This window comes from Rahnella sp. CFA14(1/10) (assembly GCF_004195095.1).
GTDB lineage: Bacteria > Pseudomonadota > Gammaproteobacteria > Enterobacterales > Enterobacteriaceae > Rahnella > Rahnella perminowiae.
Genome location: NZ_SEWS01000002.1, coordinates 643,121 through 660,112, shown reverse-complemented (window position 1 = coordinate 660,112; position 16,992 = coordinate 643,121). Strand labels below are relative to the sequence as shown.

Annotated in this window: 15 protein-coding genes; 6 read left to right on the top strand and 9 right to left on the bottom strand. The window is 50.7% G+C overall.

Annotated features, from left to right (window positions below):
- The first annotated feature begins 348 nt into the window (after positions 1 to 348).
- A complete protein-coding gene (locus tag EVX52_RS06555; protein WP_129990886.1) occupies positions 349 to 699 on the top strand; it encodes a hypothetical protein in 351 nt (116 codons plus the stop codon).
- Between the two features lie 435 nt (positions 700 to 1,134).
- Here EVX52_RS06555 and EVX52_RS06550 read toward each other — a convergent pair whose 3' ends face one another.
- Both EVX52_RS06550 and EVX52_RS06545 read right to left on the bottom strand, forming a co-directional pair.
- A complete protein-coding gene (locus EVX52_RS06550; RefSeq protein ID WP_112198288.1) occupies positions 1,135 to 1,677 on the bottom strand; it encodes a DUF3916 domain-containing protein in 543 nt (180 codons plus the stop codon).
- 415 nt (positions 1,678 to 2,092) lie between these two features.
- Positions 2,093 to 2,818 (bottom strand): type 1 glutamine amidotransferase, encoded by a 726-nt coding sequence (locus tag EVX52_RS06545; protein WP_129990885.1) that lies wholly within the window; start codon positions 2,816 to 2,818, stop codon positions 2,093 to 2,095.
- A 117-nt stretch (positions 2,819 to 2,935) separates the two neighbouring features.
- Between EVX52_RS06545 and EVX52_RS06540 the strand changes: the two genes are divergently transcribed.
- Both EVX52_RS06540 and EVX52_RS25270 read left to right on the top strand, forming a co-directional pair.
- Positions 2,936 to 3,709 (top strand): helix-turn-helix domain-containing protein, encoded by a 774-nt coding sequence (locus EVX52_RS06540; protein WP_129990884.1) that lies wholly within the window; start codon positions 2,936 to 2,938, stop codon positions 3,707 to 3,709.
- Between the two features lie 123 nt (positions 3,710 to 3,832).
- The gene (locus EVX52_RS25270; RefSeq protein WP_165385162.1) at positions 3,833 to 3,982 is read left to right on the top strand and encodes a hypothetical protein; all 150 of its coding nucleotides are present in this window, start codon (positions 3,833 to 3,835) and stop codon (positions 3,980 to 3,982) included.
- Between the two features lie 7 nt (positions 3,983 to 3,989).
- On the opposite strand, the gene gstA is transcribed toward EVX52_RS25270, so the two are convergent.
- On the bottom strand, positions 3,990 to 4,601 hold the full coding sequence (gstA, locus tag EVX52_RS06535; RefSeq protein WP_129950989.1) for a glutathione transferase GstA: 612 nt from the start codon (positions 4,599 to 4,601) through the stop codon (positions 3,990 to 3,992).
- A 130-nt stretch (positions 4,602 to 4,731) separates the two neighbouring features.
- Between gstA and EVX52_RS06530 the strand changes: the two genes are divergently transcribed.
- Positions 4,732 to 5,607: a LysR family transcriptional regulator gene (locus EVX52_RS06530; RefSeq protein ID WP_205952625.1), complete on the top strand. Its 876-nt coding sequence runs from the start codon at positions 4,732 to 4,734 to the stop codon at positions 5,605 to 5,607.
- Positions 5,608 to 5,846: 239 nt separating this feature from the next.
- The gene (locus EVX52_RS06525) at positions 5,847 to 6,854 is read left to right on the top strand and encodes a hypothetical protein (protein WP_129990883.1); all 1,008 of its coding nucleotides are present in this window, start codon (positions 5,847 to 5,849) and stop codon (positions 6,852 to 6,854) included.
- 179 nt (positions 6,855 to 7,033) lie between these two features.
- Here the strand turns inward: EVX52_RS06525 and EVX52_RS06520 are convergent, their stop codons facing one another.
- The 6 genes from EVX52_RS06520 to EVX52_RS06495 form a co-directional block, all read right to left on the bottom strand.
- Positions 7,034 to 8,671 (bottom strand): ABC transporter ATP-binding protein, encoded by a 1,638-nt coding sequence (locus EVX52_RS06520; RefSeq protein WP_129950991.1) that lies wholly within the window; start codon positions 8,669 to 8,671, stop codon positions 7,034 to 7,036.
- Between the two features lie 5 nt (positions 8,672 to 8,676).
- Positions 8,677 to 9,540 (bottom strand): ABC transporter permease, encoded by an 864-nt coding sequence (locus EVX52_RS06515; protein ID WP_129990882.1) that lies wholly within the window; start codon positions 9,538 to 9,540, stop codon positions 8,677 to 8,679.
- Position 9,541: 1 nt separating this feature from the next.
- A complete protein-coding gene (locus tag EVX52_RS06510) occupies positions 9,542 to 10,471 on the bottom strand; it encodes an ABC transporter permease (RefSeq protein ID WP_129950993.1) in 930 nt (309 codons plus the stop codon).
- A 1-nt stretch (position 10,472) separates the two neighbouring features.
- On the bottom strand, positions 10,473 to 11,996 hold the full coding sequence (locus EVX52_RS06505) for an ABC transporter substrate-binding protein (protein WP_129950994.1): 1,524 nt from the start codon (positions 11,994 to 11,996) through the stop codon (positions 10,473 to 10,475).
- 151 nt (positions 11,997 to 12,147) lie between these two features.
- Positions 12,148 to 13,311 (bottom strand): acetyl-CoA C-acyltransferase FadA, encoded by a 1,164-nt coding sequence (gene fadA, locus EVX52_RS06500; RefSeq protein ID WP_129990881.1) that lies wholly within the window; start codon positions 13,309 to 13,311, stop codon positions 12,148 to 12,150.
- A 10-nt stretch (positions 13,312 to 13,321) separates the two neighbouring features.
- Positions 13,322 to 15,508: a 3-hydroxyacyl-CoA dehydrogenase NAD-binding domain-containing protein gene (locus EVX52_RS06495; protein ID WP_129990880.1), complete on the bottom strand. Its 2,187-nt coding sequence runs from the start codon at positions 15,506 to 15,508 to the stop codon at positions 13,322 to 13,324.
- Positions 15,509 to 15,780: 272 nt separating this feature from the next.
- On the opposite strand from EVX52_RS06495, the gene EVX52_RS06490 reads away from it, so the two are divergent.
- Positions 15,781 to 16,992, top strand: a complete 1,212-nt coding sequence (locus tag EVX52_RS06490) for an aminotransferase class I/II-fold pyridoxal phosphate-dependent enzyme (protein WP_129950997.1) — start codon at positions 15,781 to 15,783, stop codon at positions 16,990 to 16,992.

Sequence of the window (16,992 nt, the reverse complement as noted above, 5' to 3'; positions counted from 1 at the left end):
ATTAAATGTAACAAAATAAAACAAAACTGACAAAGAGCTTACTTTTGAGCGTATAACTATTTGGGAGCTTTCACGGAGAAGTAAACGAGTAGCTGAGAAATAATCACCAACATACTGTTGGGATTTTTACTTAATGATGATGAGGCTGGTAGATGATTCTTCTTATTAAGAATAGCTTATTGAGGCTTATTTTGTGTGCTTCAATAACATCATTGGTAATATATTGCCTTTCTGGAACTGTTTTTTATATTTCGCATCCAATATTAGTGATTTTTTTGACTGTAGCTGTAGCTGTAATTATATCTAATTTTATCACTTCTAAAATAATACCAATTAAGGATAAATAAAATGTTAAGAGAGCTTACACAAAAGGAAATTAGCATTGTTTCCGGAGGAAATGCTAATTCCAATTATGAAGGTGGACATTGCGGTGGAGCAGCAGTAAAAGGTGGGATCGCTGGTGCCGCAGGCGGAGCAGTCGCGAATGGAATAAGAGGTGGAGTAGCAGGATTGGCTGGCGGTCCCGTTGGTGTAGCAGCTGGTGCAATATCAGGGGCCGGAGAAGGTGCTGTTTATGGCGGTGTATCAGGAGCCATTGGAGGTTATATTGGCTGCAGGGACAGAGGCTCGAATAATAATGGTGGAGCGTTTGGCGGCAACTCTAATGCCAACAGTGTCAATGGTCAGTGCCATTGGTAAATAGTTTACATAAAAACTACCCTGAAGTAATAACGACTTTAGGGTAGTTCTGGTCATTTTCGATAGACAAAACCTGGCTGTTAAAATCATCCACGACGTTCAAAGTCCGAAAACGTTGGCCACATGTCAGCGCGTCGTACATAAAAGGACTCAACCAGCCTAAGAACTTAAAAGCGATAGCCATTGATGCCAGATCAATTCCTTACGCTCTTCTATTGGTTAAAAAATACGCTCAAAGTACAAGAATATCCGTTCTCCAAACTGCCCGAAGCCCAAACCCCTTGTACAGACTATTATGCGGCAATGTCCGCTCCTCGCTCATAGCGGTCCTCCAGCTTCGTTAGCTCATCCGCTACGTGCCAGGAATGCACGTTAGACAAAAGTAGAATCTCCTTTTATAGGAGTTTTATTTCCAATCAAATGAAAGCAACTCTCTTAAGTCACCTGACCATAATACCAGCGTTCTCCCGTGAACCATTCATCCCGGTCCTCGCTTCCATAATATTCGAGTGTGATACCTATTTCCTGTATGTTAGCTGGTAGAACGAGTCCCCACTCAGCAGCAAGGCTACGATCTTTGATCAAAGAAGAAGCACCATTCTCAGAACGATCTTCAGTTATGAAGCCTTGATAATATTCTTCGGAGCGATAAAGACAGACCTCACTTGTAAACATATCCGGAAGACATACAACAGCGGTAATCCGCGGACTGTAATTCATACCAACAGTGGCCGTTATAAGGTTTGAACATGCGTTAATTAAAGCTTGTGCACAAGCTGCTTTGGTTTTAATCGTGCTGTATTTTCCCTGAATGAGATTAATTTCTACTGGAATTTTGAAATTCCAGTAATGCTCATCTTCTGAAAAAATGCTACGTTCAGGGCTATGAAAAGTACCAGCCCAACGATTAAGAGCTTTTATGCGTCGGGGAATATTTCTGACTTTGGTTCGATGATCTCTGTTAAGTCGCCTACTCATGAATAATTTACCTATTAGCTGCTCAAACGTTCACGTTGTGCTCCTACACAAGAGCATTCTATCCTAAGTTGTTCAGCTTATCGTTACGTCTGCAATTTAACGTACTGCAATCGGCTTACGAGAATTTATGCCCGCTCCTCGCTCGCAGCGGACCTAACGAACCTCACACTGGTCTGCTTCGTGCCCAGGCTGTGTGAAAACTTTTTTGGCCGCTGAAACTGCCAAAAACAGAGCTGAAAACCGCGCTCATACGTAAAATTCGGCTCTACTAACCAGTCGATCAATTCCAGATTTTGCGTAGACGTGCGCACTTCAGTTTTTGGTCAGGGTTTTCACACAGCCTGTGCCAGGAACGGCCGCTGCAAAATCTTTCGTGAGTAAAATAGCCCGCAAAAGGAAAGCTCCGAACTTTATTTCATGCTTTTGCCGATTTGTATCGCGCATCAAGTTTGTCGAGAAAAGTGAACAAAACCTTATTCATTTCAGTGTAATCATGTGTACGCAGCTCTTCCACGGTATTGACGAAGCGATAGTCTGCGGCCCGGCTCAGGTCTTTCGCGGAATGGGAAATCAGCCGTTCAACCACGTCCGGGGTAAGCTCCATATGGCACTGGAATCCGTAAACTAAATCGGAATAAGCCACGATTTGGCGCGGACACCCTTCACTGTAGGCGATAATTTCAGCATGAGCCGTCAGGCCCGGCATATCGTTATGCCAGTGACCTACTTCCAGCGTTGCGCCAAAATGGGTAAACATCTCATTTTTACTGCCCGCCTCAGTCAGGAAAATCGGGAACTTACCTATCTCTTTTTCTGGACTGGGGGCAAACGGGGCATCAAGCGCTTCACCAATCAGCTGAGAACCTAAGCAAATACCAATGACGGCTTTACCAGACTTTATGGCCGAAGCAATTAAAGCCTGCTCAGCTTTTGAGTCAAAATGGGCGCACTCTTCAAGGGTCACGGCCGGATCCTGTGGTCCACCCATGACAATCAATAAATCGATGCCATGAGCATCATATGGGAGCTTTTCACCTGCATAAACACGGGAAAAAGTGACGTCATGACCCCGTACTCTTGCCCATGTTTCATAGGCCCCCGGTGCTTCAAAACTTTCATGTACGATGAAGTGTACTCGCATTGGCATATGCTCCTGTCAAACTTATGATAATCTTCTTTTTTACGTCTCACCCAGCCAATATTGTTCCAGACTGGATGTTTCAACCTGATTATCATACTTGCAGGGGCTGAATCTGAAATGCCAGGTAGTATAGATAAAGCGCCAAGACACGATGACGCCACAGGCTGGTCAGGCACCGCCATATGCTATCAACGCGGGGAAGCTGATCCTCCTCATTATCATATTGAAGGACAACTGCTCTTTGCCACCAGGGGAGTTATGCTGGTTGAAACGGAGGGAAACCGCTGGGTAATACCTCCTCAGCGCGCGTTATGGATACCGCCTCTTCAGATCCACAGTTATAACCTGCTATCGCAGACAGACCTGCGCGCCATCTATTTCAGCAGCAACCTTATCGCTGAATGCACGAACTTTACGAAGAGCAAGCACGTGCACGTCATTACCGCTACCGCGCTGGTGAAAGAATTGATAGCCGGGTTATTCAGTGAGGACTATAGCGAAGCGGGTCAACGGAAAATGGCCCTGTTGCTTCTGGAGATCCTCAGCGAGGCAACCCCCTTAACTGCGCAACTTCCTATGCCCCGTGATGAACGCTTATTCTGTGCAGCCAGAGAGATAATGGTCAGCTATCGCTGGGAAGCGTCGCTTAGTGAGCTGGCTCATATCGCCACAATGTCTGAACGTACCTTCTCGAGACTGTTTATCAGGGATACAGGATTCAGTTTCAGAACCTGGAAGCAAAGAGCCAGGATTTGTGCTTCGTTAGATCTTCTCGCCAATGGCATGCCCATTAAGCAGGTCGCTTACCAGCTTGGATTCTCATGTCCGGCCGCATTTACAGCGGCTTTTCGTGCCATTTTGGATTCCACACCCCGTAATTTTTTGCCGTAATTTCATGAAAAATCCCTGGCAGAGCACAAATGATGAAGCGTCAGATCCATGCCACCGCGTCGGTGCTTGCAGCCCTTTTTCTGGCCACGTTCTGGACTTCGACGCTGATAACGGCACTGCCAGTTGACTGATGCAGCATACATATTCTGCATGCTGCAAAAACAGGAAAACAAAAAGAATAAAAATATCAAACCGGTACCCACTGCCGGTTACCGGATTGTCACGGAAAGAGCCGATACCGGGTTGCCGGAAGGTTATCTTTTGCCGATGTGACCAATTTCTACGCCAGCTGAGAGGCTTCTGCCAGTAAGGCCGCCTGCACGGCAGGACGCGCATAAATATTTTCCCTATAGGCCGTTAATACAGGCCAGCGATTCAGTTCGATGGAAAAGAATTTACACCAACCCAGCACGGTGAAAAGGTAAGCATCAGCAACGCTGAACGACGGGCCCGTCAGATAGGCATTTTCATTGAGCGTATCCTGCAGAAAATCGAACCGCCGGAAGAGTTTTTCACGAAAAATCGACCTGACGTCTTCAGGCAGTGTTGAGTTGAAAAGCGGTGCGGATCCCGCGTGTATTTCAGTGGTGATAAAGTTTAGCCACTCCTGCAGGCGCACTCGCGCCCAACTGTCCGCTCGCGGTGCCAGCCCTCTTTCCGGCTTCAGGTCAGCGAGGTACTGCACAATTGCCGGACCTTCGGTCAGTATCTGGCCATTGTCCAGTTCCAGTGCGGCGACATAACCTTTAGGGTTAATGGTACGGAAGTCACGTCCGTCAGCGGTGAGTTTGCTTCTGTTGTCCACTTTAACCAGTTCAAATTCAAGCCCGAGTTCACGCAGTACGATGTGTGGTGAAAGCGAACAGGTATCCGGGGCGTAATAAAGTTTCATTATCTCTCCGATAAAATTGAAAAGCTGTTTAACAATGTGCTGTGCGTTCCTGAACACACTGTGCGTAATGTGTTTCCTGCTGTAAAATTAATGATTAACAAATTAACTATTAGATGAGCTACTAATACGCATGATGAATCTTGTGCACTGGCGCTTACTGGTAGCCGTTGCGGATGCCAGTAATATCTCACGCGCCGCTGAAGAGGTAGGAATGACTCAGTCCGGCGCCAGTCAGGCTATCGCCCAGTTAGAGGCTTCACTTGGGTTCCCGGTGTTCACGCGGGAGCGTCGGCACATCGGCGTCACCGCACTGGGTGAGCAGGTTATTGAACAGGCAAGGAGAATGCTTGCGAGCCTGAATGCGATCCGCGTGCTGGCTGATGAAAGCAGCGGTCTACATGGCGGAAGGATTCGCCTCGCCAGTTTTCCCTCAGTGACTTCCACATTTCTTCCTGGACTGCTGCGCGACTTTAAACGCCTGCATCCGGGCACAGAAGTGGTGGTACTGGAAGGTACGGATGAGGAAGTGGAGGAATGGATTGCAGCAGACACTGTTGAACTGGGTGTGGTGATGAACCCTGTACCGGGAAGAGCAGACGTGGTTTTGGGTCAGGATGCGTGGGTAGCGGTAATGCCATCCCATCATTTGCAGGGGCGCAATGAAAGGGCGCATGGCATAACGCTAGAGGAACTGGCCGACCAACCCTTTATTCTCGCGACAGGCGGATGTGTCGTTAATGGAAAAAGCCTGATGGAGCAGGCAGGCTTGCACCTCTCCGATGTACGCGTAAAAGTACGGGATTGGGTCAGCGCCTGCATGCTGGTGCGTGAAGGCATGGGGGTGGCGCTGGTGCCTGAATCTGCCCTGCCAGATGAATTGCGGGGCTTGTGCGTGGTACCGGTGACACCTTCTATACACCGTGAATTTTGTCTCGTATGTTCGCCATCTGGAAAATCTTCCGGTGCGACGCAGGCATTACTGCAAGGGCTGCGTAAAGGAGGATGATTAGCTATCTATCCTATCAACAAAGAGTACTGGGTCAGTGTGATCCTTTCCGGACCATAGTCGTCCAGGGAAATACACGAGCTGCTTGCCGACAGCCATGAATTAACGTCCTGATAATATATTCAAGGATTGATATATATGTGCTGACAAATAGTAAGCGTGCAAACGCGAGTTGACTTTATGCTATTGCTACTTTAAAAAGATCTGGCAGCTATAAAATTTTCAGGGGAAATTAGCGCATGCAACAGCAGGATAGCCTTCAACAGGAAGTTGTTACATCTGTTAATAAATCACTTACCTTTGATGTTTTGTATCAGGTTATCAGACCGGATATATCAACGTTTATTGCTGCAAGCTCGAAACTGCCATTAAAAAACCTTGATTACTGGGAATGTTTGATTCGTTGGACAATTTCATCGTCACTTCAAACATCTCATCCACAATACGCAAGATTTAAGAATTATCGGGTTGGTTCTCTCAAATGGCTGGATGTTTGTAATGCTGATGGTTTCAGGCGGGAAAAAGCATTAAGGACATTATCAGGCGGAGCACCAAATAGTTTTTTATTTGCTTTGGTCGTCCGGAAACTTAATGACTGGGTTCCTCAGGTAAGAGAGGCTGCACGTGATGTATTACCATTAATCGCTGAATGTTCAGACCCGGAGATTATCGTTGATGTCTTGTTTATAACGCTCCCCTACTGGAATTCATGGGGGAGAATGGGTGATAGAGAAAAAGATATTCTGATGAAAGTTATTTTAATGGAGAAAGTAACCGAGTCTCTTAAAAAACGGCTTATTTATTCCACATCGGGACCTGTTGCCACTGTATTTATGCAAGCCGGTCGTATAAATGCATTAGACGCCTTTCTGACAGAGATTGCAGAATCATCGGTTCAACCCACCCTGCGAGCAAAAGCATATCGTTGTCTGTTTGAAAGCAAATTCGTTTGGGCTGAGGGAATGACATGGCAGTGGATTGACAAAGCATACGGCATAAGACGCAGCGTTCCTGTTTTAAAGGAGCGAATAATAGATACCAAAAGGCCTTTTCTTGAGAATTTAAAAATGGCAACCATTGACCGTTCACCTATCGTTCGGCGTATCGCAGGAGAAATGCTAATCAAGGAATTAGATCATATTGGAGATGAAGCATTCAGACTGGCAAAAATACTGGCATCAGATACATCGCTATCAGTATCTGAACGAGGGAGGTACGCATTGGCCGACTTAGGAAAACGTACGTGACACTGTCACTAATAATATGATGCAATATATGTAAATTATGCTCTGCATGAGCAAGGCCGTTATCGTATTGACGACTTTATCCGCTATTCCAGTAAGTTTCCCGCTATATTTTCATACACGTTTTATCACTTATCCCACTGCTAACCCGACGCCGTAGATATTCCCGTAGCGAACGGGACTCATTTTGTTTCACTTATTGCGGTAAATAATTGCCGGGTGTAATCCTGCTTGGGCTGCGTGATCAATGCCTCTGCCTCCCCGGTTTCGATAATCTCTCCATCCTTCATAACGATGACGCGATGACTCATATGGAGCACTACGCCTGGGTCATGTGAGATTAGCAGAATGGCCAGGCCCAACTGGTGTTGCAGGGTTTTCAACAGGTCCAAAACCTGCGCCTGGGTCGTGACATCCAGTGCTGAAACTGGCTCATCGCAAATCATGATATCAGGATCAGAGGCCAGCGCCTGGGCTATTGCCACACGTTGCCGCTGCCCACCTGAGAGTGTCTGCGGGCGACGTGTCAGTAATTCAGGAGACAGCCCTACCTGCTTCATCAGCAGCAGTATTTTATTCTCTATCTCTTCCCGGTTCAGACCTGGGATGAGCTTTAATGGCTGACGGATGATTTGCCCAATTGTGTACTGGGGGTTGAACGAGCCAAGCGGGTCCTGTGTGATAGTCTGAATTCGCCCCCGCAACGGGCGACGTTGTTTTTCAGACATGCTGCTCCAGGCCTGATTGTTAAGCCTGACCTCACCGGAGTGGGGGGACTGCAACGCGAGTAAAATCTTGCCAAGTGTCGTTTTCCCGCATCCTGATTCGCCGACCAGTCCCAATGTCTCTCCCCGGCGCAGCGACAGAGAGACCTGCTTCAGAACCTGGTGTGTTGAACCATCACCACGGGGATAAGCCAGTGACAGGCGATCGGCACGAAGCACCACCTGTTCAGAAGCCGCCTTCATCCTGGGATCGGGCACGTTGCCCGATGTTGAAAGCCAGCGGTGACGGGTATGAACGCCGGGAATAGCACTTAATAGTTTCCGTGTATAGGGATGCTGTGGTGCCGCTAAAACCCGGGCTGCTTCGCCCTGTTCAACACCGATACCCTGTTGCATCACCAGTACGCGATCGGCGATTTGTGACACGACGGACAGATCGTGGGTAATCAACAATACCGCGTGCCCGCGATCCGCCAGTTGGCGAAACAAAAGGAGGATATGTTGTTGTACCGTCACATCCAGGGCAGTGGTGGGTTCATCTGCAATCAGCATCTGTGGCCCCGCTGCCAGTGCGGAGGCTATCAGGGCGCGCTGCCTCAGGCCGCCGGAAAGCTGATGGCTGTACTGCTGCATACGATGATGGGGGTCAGGAATGCCTGCGGAGGTGAGCAGCCCGGCGACCTGGCGATCAATATCCCGTCGTGGCACACGCCGATGCAACTGTAGCGCCTCTGCCACCTCCTGCCCGATGGTGCGTAAAGGATCGAGAGATGTCAGTGCATCCTGTAAGACAAAACCAATCTCTTTACCACGCAGGGCTTTCCACTGAGGATCTCCTGAGGCAAGCAGATCCTGTGCTTTGCCATCCGCTGTTGTCAGTCGCAGTCGTTGTGCGTCAACGCTGGCTTTTTCACCTGCCAGCCCAACCAGTGCGCGCGCGGTGACCGACTTACCCGAACCGGATTCCCCGACCAGCGCCAGGATCTCACCCGCATACAGGTTAAATGACAGTCCCTTGACCACCTCGACATCCGCGAAACTTACCGTGAGATGCGATACCTCCAGCAGCGGGTTAACAGGACGGTTGTTCTCCATAATGGTTACGCTCCTTTTGATGCAATTGTTTGCAAGCGGCGGCCGGCCAGTGTGAGCGCAATCACCGACAGCGCCACCACGCTCGCGGGCAGCAGGCTTATCCATGGCGCAATGTCGAGAAAGTCGCGGCCGTCAGCCAGCAACGCCCCCCATTCTGCGGTAGGCGGCACCACCCCCAGGCCCAGAAAGCTCAACGCAGACGCGCTCAGGACAGCCTGACCAATGCCGATGGTTAACACAATCAGCAACGGGCGCAGCGAGTTGGGAATAATATGCCGCATGATGATGGTGAAAGGCGTTTCGCCGAGGGCGATGGCTTGTTGCACATAACCCGATAGTCGCACCTGGAGGATCTGTGACCGTAGCAGCCGCGCATACCCCGCGATACCCGATAAACCCACTGCCAGCAGCGTATTGGACGGGCCGCGCCCCAGTACGGCGATCACCAGCAATGCCAGCAATAGTTCCGGGAAGGCCAGCAGGATATCCAGCAGGCGCACCACCATAAACCGTATCGGACGGGGCCCCAATGAGGCGATTACACCAAGCAGAATCCCGCCACAGCCCGCAATCAGGGTGGCGCCAACACCAATACTCAGCGACAACGCTGATCCGTATATCACGCGGGTGTAAACGTCACGTCCCAGCGCGTCGGTACCGAACCAATGGTGTAGCGAAGGCGGCTGCAATATGGCCTCCATGTCCATATCATCCGGCAAGCTGTGGGTAAACCAGTACGGTGCAATGGCAATCAGCACCAGCAATACAATGGCTATTGCCGGGAGCAGGCTTTTTAACGTGAGTAACGGGTGCGCCGGGCGCGATCTGTCACGCTGACGGTTAAGGATAAGGGCCGGATCGCTACTCATATCAGAATGACCTGTTACGAAGACGAGGATCGATGAACAGATAAATCACGTCCATCAGCAAGTTTATGACGATAAATAACAATGCTGAAAGCATTACCAGACCAAGGATAAGCGGCATATCGCGGCTGGCAATGGCCTGAAGCGTGATTTTACCCAACCCGGCGCGGCCGAAAACAGTTTCGGTCAGGATGGATCCGCTGAGCAGATTCGCCAGCATGGTACCGGTCAGTGTAGAAGCGGCAAGCGATGCATGACGCAGTCCGTGGCGCAGGCGTAGCAGCGTCTCGCCCGCGCCACGGGTACGAACCGTCATGGCAAACGGCTGTTGCAGGGCCTCTTCCAGACCGTCACGCAGCACCTGACTGAGGATGGCTGTCAGTGGCAGGCTCAGTGCGATAATCGGAAGCACCAGCGAAACCCAGCCGTCGTTACCCGTTACCGGAAACCAGTTCAGGCGGAAACTGAAAATGCTCAGCAGAATAATACCAATCCAGTAGACCGGTGTACTCAGCAGACAAAGTTCCAAACCGGAGAACAGTGCGCGCAGTGGCCACCAGCGCCCGGAGGTCGCCAGAGCGTTGAGCGTAGCCAGTAATACCGCCAGCAGAAGCGCGCAACCTGCCAGTGTCTGGGTCTGTATCAGCGCGGCAGTAATGACTGTGGTTACCGGTGCCCGGAACTGGAAACTCTCACCGAAATGGCCCAGCAGCGCCTGGCCGCAATAATGCAAATACTGCGCCCAGAGAGGCTGGTCCAGCCCAAGTTTCGCCGTCATCGTTGCGCGCCAGGCATCATCAACGACGTTCTCGCCGCCGCTCATGATAAGTATCGGATCGCCAGGTATCAGTTTGATAGCTATAAACGTCAGCGTGGCCGCTCCCCACAGGACGGCAATAATGGAGAGCAGGCGGTGCAGGACAATTTTTGCCATATCAGTTGCTCAGCCAGGCATCATAAAAGTTAGGTTTAGCGTTGGTAGCCCAACTGATACCCTGGACTTTTTTGCTGATCCCCAACTGATACGCCGGTATGTACAGCGGAACGACATAGGCCTGATCAATCACCTGGCGCTGGATATCACTGTATATCTGTTTCCGTTGTGCATCAGGAGCACCAATTGCCAGCGTTAGTTTATCGTCCAGTGCATTAACGTGACTGTAGTTGGCACCTTTAGGTGGGATGTAGGCTGAGTGGAAAACGGTACGCAGAATATCCGGTTCGGCGCGTACGTAGAAATTCGAGACGATATCGTAGTCGTTGCTGGCGGTACGCGCGCTGAAGATACCACTGTCAACCGGATCAAACTGAAGGTTAAAACCGGCCTTCTTCACCTGGAACTGGATGGCCTGGAACAGGGTGACATCCGCGCTTTCGGTCGATGCCGGGTCATAGAGAAAATGCACGGTCAACGGCTGCCCCGGGCTGAGTTGTTTTGCAGGCTGGGCTGCGGAAACGCGGGCGTTAGCGTCGTAATAAAGTGTTTGTGGCCCCAGCACGCTATCCGCAGGTTTCAGCGTACCAAAGAAAGCGACTTTTACCGCAGAAGCGGGATCGACCGCATGCAGAAACGCCTGCCGGACGTTAACGTCGCTGAACGGACCTTTAGACGTATTGAGGTACAACACCCGTGGAATGCCCGGATTTTCTTTGGTCAGAATACTGACTTGTGGATTACGCTGAAGTGCACGGACATTGGCGGGAGGAACGGCATCAATGGCCTGCACCTGCCCGCTGGTTAACGCGCCCAATCGGACAGAGGATTCCGGCAGATATTTAAAGTTAATGGCGGAGAGCCATGCAGGACCCTGATGGTGCGCATAGCCCGGCCCCCATTGATAATCATCACGGCGTGTCAGCTGGCTGCCGTTGCCCTTGACGAAGGATTTAAGGATAAAAGGCCCCGATCCCACGACGGTGTTGCTGGTATTTGGGGTGTTCTTCAGATAGGTCGGTGATTGTATACCGAGATAAGGCAGACTCAGACCCTGCAACAGTGGCGCAAACGGCGTCTTATAGTGGATCACCACGGTAAAATCATCCGGTGTGGTGATGCTGTCGATCGGGCCAAGCAGCGATTTCGCATAGCTTGAGGTAGTTTTGGGATCCAGGATGCGATCCAAATTATATTTAACCGCCTGCGCGTCCAGCCGGGTTTTGTCGCTGAAGGTCACGTCCTTGCGCAGGTGGAAGGTATATTGCGTGTGATTGTCGTTAATCTCCCAGCGCAAGGCAAGCCACGGGGTAAAACGGTTATCCCCGGCTTGCCCTACCAGCGAGTCCACGACATTACGGGTAATCAAGGCCGTGACTGAGTAACCGGTAATGGAAGGATCGATGATAGGGGTGTCGCTACCTAAGGCGACATTTAATGTCCCGCCCGATACAGGCGATTCTGCTGCGTGGGCCGTTGCGACCAGTGCCGCTAATAATAATCCTACTGCCGCTTTTTTTTTCATTATTCCTTGCTCCGGGGTATTCAGGCTCTGAGGGTATGACCTCACCCTACAAAGTTGAAGATGCTCATAAAAGTAATAAAAAATGCTATTTATATCTAATTTGAGAATATGGAAGGATGCATACGGATCTGCGCTTCCCGCATACCCTGATTCAGGCGCGCTCAAAAACGGTGGCGATCCCCTGGCCCAGCCCGATACACATCGTGGCGAGGCCAAATTGCCTGTCACGCTGTTCCAGCAGGTTGATTAATGTGGTGGTAATGCGGGTCCCGGTGCATCCCAAAGGATGGCCGAGTGCGATGGCGCCGCCATGTTGATTAATCTTGTCGTCCATCTGGTCAAGCAGACCCAGCCCTTTAATGCAGGACAACACCTGCGCGGCGAAGGCTTCATTAAGCTCAAACAGGTCGATATCTTCGATGGATAGCCGGGCGCGTTTCAGTGCTAATTCGCTGGCCGGAACGGGGCCGTAACCCATGGTTGAAGGCTGACTGCCCACCACTGCCATGGCACGTATACGGGCGCGTACAGGCAGGCCATGGGCACGTGCATACGACTCGCTGGCCAGTAAGACTGCTGATGCGCCGTCTGCCAGTGACGACGACGTCCCTGCAGTGACCGTTCCCGTATGAGGATCAAAAACGGGTCGCAGATTATTGAGACTGTCCAGGTTGGTTTCCGGGCGGATGACCTCATCTTTTTGATGGCGAACCAGTGCGCCATGAGCATCATGACCGTGGGTAGGCACGATCTCTGCATCAAAAAGCCCCTTAAGACTTGCATGTGCGGCCCGCTGATGGGAACGCAGCGCAAATTCATCCTGCATTTCCCGACTGATATTATGCATTTTTGCCAGTAGCTCCGCCGTGAGCCCCATGTTGCCTGCCGCACGGGCAACGGTTTTACTCAGGGCGGGATGAAAATCAATGCCATGGGTCATCGGAACATGGCCCATATGTTCAACCCCCCCGGCGATACAAAGAGTGGCGTCACCAACCATAATGGCCCGCGCGGCATCATGTAACGCCTGCATGGATGAACCGCAAAGCCTGTTCACCGTCGTCGCAGGCACCGTGTGAGGTATTTCCGCCAGCAGTGCCGCATTACGGGCGATATTAAATCCTTGCTCCAGCGTTTGCTGTACGCATCCCCAGTAAATATCGTCAATGTTTGTTGACGACAGGCCGGGTTGTCTGGCCAGCAGCTCGCGCATCACATGTGCTGAAAGGGCTTCTGCGCGGACATGGCGAAATGCACCTTCACGGGCGCGGCCCATCGGCGTTCTGATCGCATCTACAATAACGACATTTTCCATTGAATATTCCTTATGCCAGTACGCTGCGTTGAGCATCGGCGGTGGGATGAGGATAAAACGGTGCACTCTGGTGAGCAGGGGAAAGCAGCAATGCAGGTAACTGATAGAGGCCACCCAGCGCGCTAAAGTGCCGGGCCGCGCGGTTAAAGTTTGCCGTACCCCGGGTATCGACATAACGGCATGCACCGCCGCGATAAACCGGGAACCCCAGTCCCTGAATCAATGCGGTATCTGCTTCAGCAGCGGAGCCGATCACGCCTTCTTCAAGGCAGCGGATAACTTCATTCACCATCGGGATCATCATGCGATCGATAATGTCATCTTCGCTCAGCGGCAAAGGGGGAGACTGCAGTGCGGCCAGCTTCGTCTCAAAATCTTTATCTGCCACACGCTGGCTGCGGCCCTTCTTCTCCTGCTGATAGCGATAAAATCCCTGTCCTGTTTTTTCTCCCAGACGCTGATGTGCGTGAAGAAAATCAATAATTGCCGTGGTATCGGCGTTAAAACGCTCGGGCCAGGCGGCAGAAAGCTGTTTAAAAATGGCGTGTGCGGTATCGATCCCGATAACATCCAGCAACCATGCCGGGCCCATTGGCCAGCCAAAGGCATCTTCCATTACCCGGTCAATATGGCGGAAGCTGATGCCATCACGCACCAGCATCAGCAAACCGCTCAGGTAAGCGAAGAGCACCCGGTTGATAAAGAATCCCGGCCTGTCTTTGACGATCACGGGGGTCTTTCCCAGCCTCCTGGCATAGGCCACCACGGTTGCCAGCGTGGCATCCGAGGTGTTTTCACTGCGAATAATTTCCACCAGCGGCATGCGCTGCGCCGGATTAAAGAAATGCAGGCCGCAAAATTGCGTCGGTCGTGTCAGTCCGCGTGCCAGTTCACCAACCCCAAACGTTGAGGTATTGGTGACCAGCACGGTGTCCCGGGCAATGTTTTGCTCTGCCGTGGCCAGCACGAGGGCTTTTACCGCTTTATCCTCTACCACGGATTCAATCACTATCCCGGCCAGATCAAGCCCTTTATAGCCTGCTGTTACGCGTATGTCTGACAGCACGCGGGCCATGTGATTTCCGTCAATCTGATTTTTCGCCAGAAGCTGGTTAAGCCATTTTTTAGGAGCATCCAGCGCAGCGAGCTGGGATTGCGGTCTGTTAGCGTGTATCAACGCGGGTACGCCATGCAAAGCAGAAAGATAAGCGATTCCCTTACCCATAATCCCGGAGCCCAGTACCGCGACCTGTTCAACAGGCTGACCATATGCCGCCAGCGTTTCTGCCCGTCTGATGACCTGTCTTTTGCTGAGGAACGCCCCGATAGAGGACTTTGCTTCGTCCGTGCGCGCCAGCCTGAGAAACTGCTGGCGTTCGGCGTCTGAGGCTTCGCGGTGGGCATGGGAGGCTGAAAACTCGACAGTACTGATAGCAGCAACCGCGGCCGCCTTATACTTCTGTACCGAATTTTTTACCCCTGCAGACGCATGGAAGAATGTCATAACAGACTCTGTTGTGCTCAGGCGCAGCGGGGCCTGTTTTTCACGCCGTGCGACCCGCCAGTCCAATTCACCCTGCGAAGCACCGGTCAGCATATGTGTCGCCGCACTCAGGAGTTGCGACTGAGCGATCCTGGCATCGATCAGGCCCAGTTTCAGGGCGCGGTCGGCATCAGAAGACTGGCCGGTGGTGATAAGCTCCAGGGCATGATCGACCCCCACCAGACGGGGAAGTCGCACTGTGCCGCCAAAGCCCGGAATGAGACCCAAGCTCACTTCCGGCAGGCCCAGACTTGAAGCCGGTGTGGCGATGCGAAAATCGCAGGCCAGCGCCAGTTCACAGCCCCCGCCCAGTGCCGCGCCGTCAATCGCCGCAAGCGTAGGGAAGGGCAAATAATTAAGTAAGTCTAACGATTTATTAGCGTTGTTGATCCAGACGTCGAGGCTATTATCCTGCCGATATTGCAAACTATGTAATTCATACAAATCGGCACCGAGATTAAAGTTATTTTTAGCCGAGCGAATTAATAGCCCCTTAATTTCATTATGATTGCGAGCTATAGTTAATGCTGCATAGAGTTCCTCAAAGAAAACGGAATTCATGGTATTAACTTTGGCTGCGGTGCTATTCAGAACCAGCTCTGCTAACCCATTATCCAGCCAGTTAACGGTCATTTCACGGCCATGAAAAAGCATTTTTACACCTCATTTATTCGGGTGAAAGAAAGCCAGCGACAAGGATTTAATCGTCACAGTATTTGCTGAGCCTTTATTCGGCTTAATAATGATTAGCACAAAATAGATGAAGGGTTTAAATGCCGATTTTGATGTTTAATATACAAAAATGTAGAGTGTTAATTAAAAATTTTATTATGTTTTTCCGGGTTATTATATTAAGAATTGGCATTTAACTTTCTTTACATTCTGATGCAAGTTTATTCCAACTTAACTAAAACGGGACAAACTGCATGAATACCTGGAGTAATATTAAGAAAGCCGTTCAGATCAGTAACAGCTTCTGGCAGGTAACACAGGACTCAGGTTTATCGAACCTGGCAATCACCAATCTTGGCAATGGTCATCATCAGCAAGTCAACAGTGATCACCGCTTTGTGAATATGTCCTCATATTCTTATCTGGGGCTTGATTCACACCCTGAAATTCTCCGGCAGGCCATTGCCGCCTTGCAAAGTAATGGTTCGCTCAATACCTCCACCTCGCGCATACGCATCCAGTTTGAGCTACTGGGGCAAGCTGAGCAGGCGCTGGCCGATCTTATTGGTGCTGACGTGATTACTGTCGCCTCCTGTGCCGCTGCTGCTCAGGGTATTTTGCCGCTGGTTGCATCCGGGGCGCTGACGGAGAATCAACCGCCGGTGCTGGTCTTCGATAAAAATGCTCATTTCTGTCTTAACATCATGAAACCGGTATGCGCTGATGAAACCGAAGTCATTACCATTGCTCATAATGATCTGGAACAACTGGAAGCGATCTGCAAAAAATATCCGCGCGTGGCCTATGTGGCAGATGGGGTTTACAGCACCGGTGGCCAGGCTCCGGTAAAAGAACTTCTGCATTTACAGGAAAAATATGGCCTGTTCCTGTTATTTGATGAGGCTCATGGCCTGTCTACTGTGGGTAAACTTGGCAGGGGACTTGTACTGGATACGCTCGGAGAAATTAATGACCGGACGGTCATTATTACTTCTCTCAATAAGGGGTTTGGTGCTTCGGGAGGGGCGGTGTTTATTGGCCGGCGACCTTATAACGAACAGCGTACGCTCATTTCTCGCTTTGCCGGTCCATTCCTCTGGTCACAACGTATCAATACTGCCGGGCTCGGTGGGATCCTGGCGTCGGTCGCCCTTCATCACACTCAAGAGCTGACGCAATTACAGAATCAACTGCAGCAAAATATCGAATATTTTGATTCGCTGATTGCAAATGACAATCACAATGACGGGCTGCCAATACGTTTTATTCAGATAGGTTCCGAGGAAGCGACCATCTCAATCGCCAAAACGCTATTTGAACGTGGTTTTTATACCTCTCCGATTTTCTTCCCGGTCATTGCGCGCGGTAAAGCAGGTTTGCGCATTATGCTACGTTCAAACATCAGCCGCAGTGAGATTGCGGAGTTTGCCGGACACGTCAACCAGTTGCGAGCGAACTATGAATGA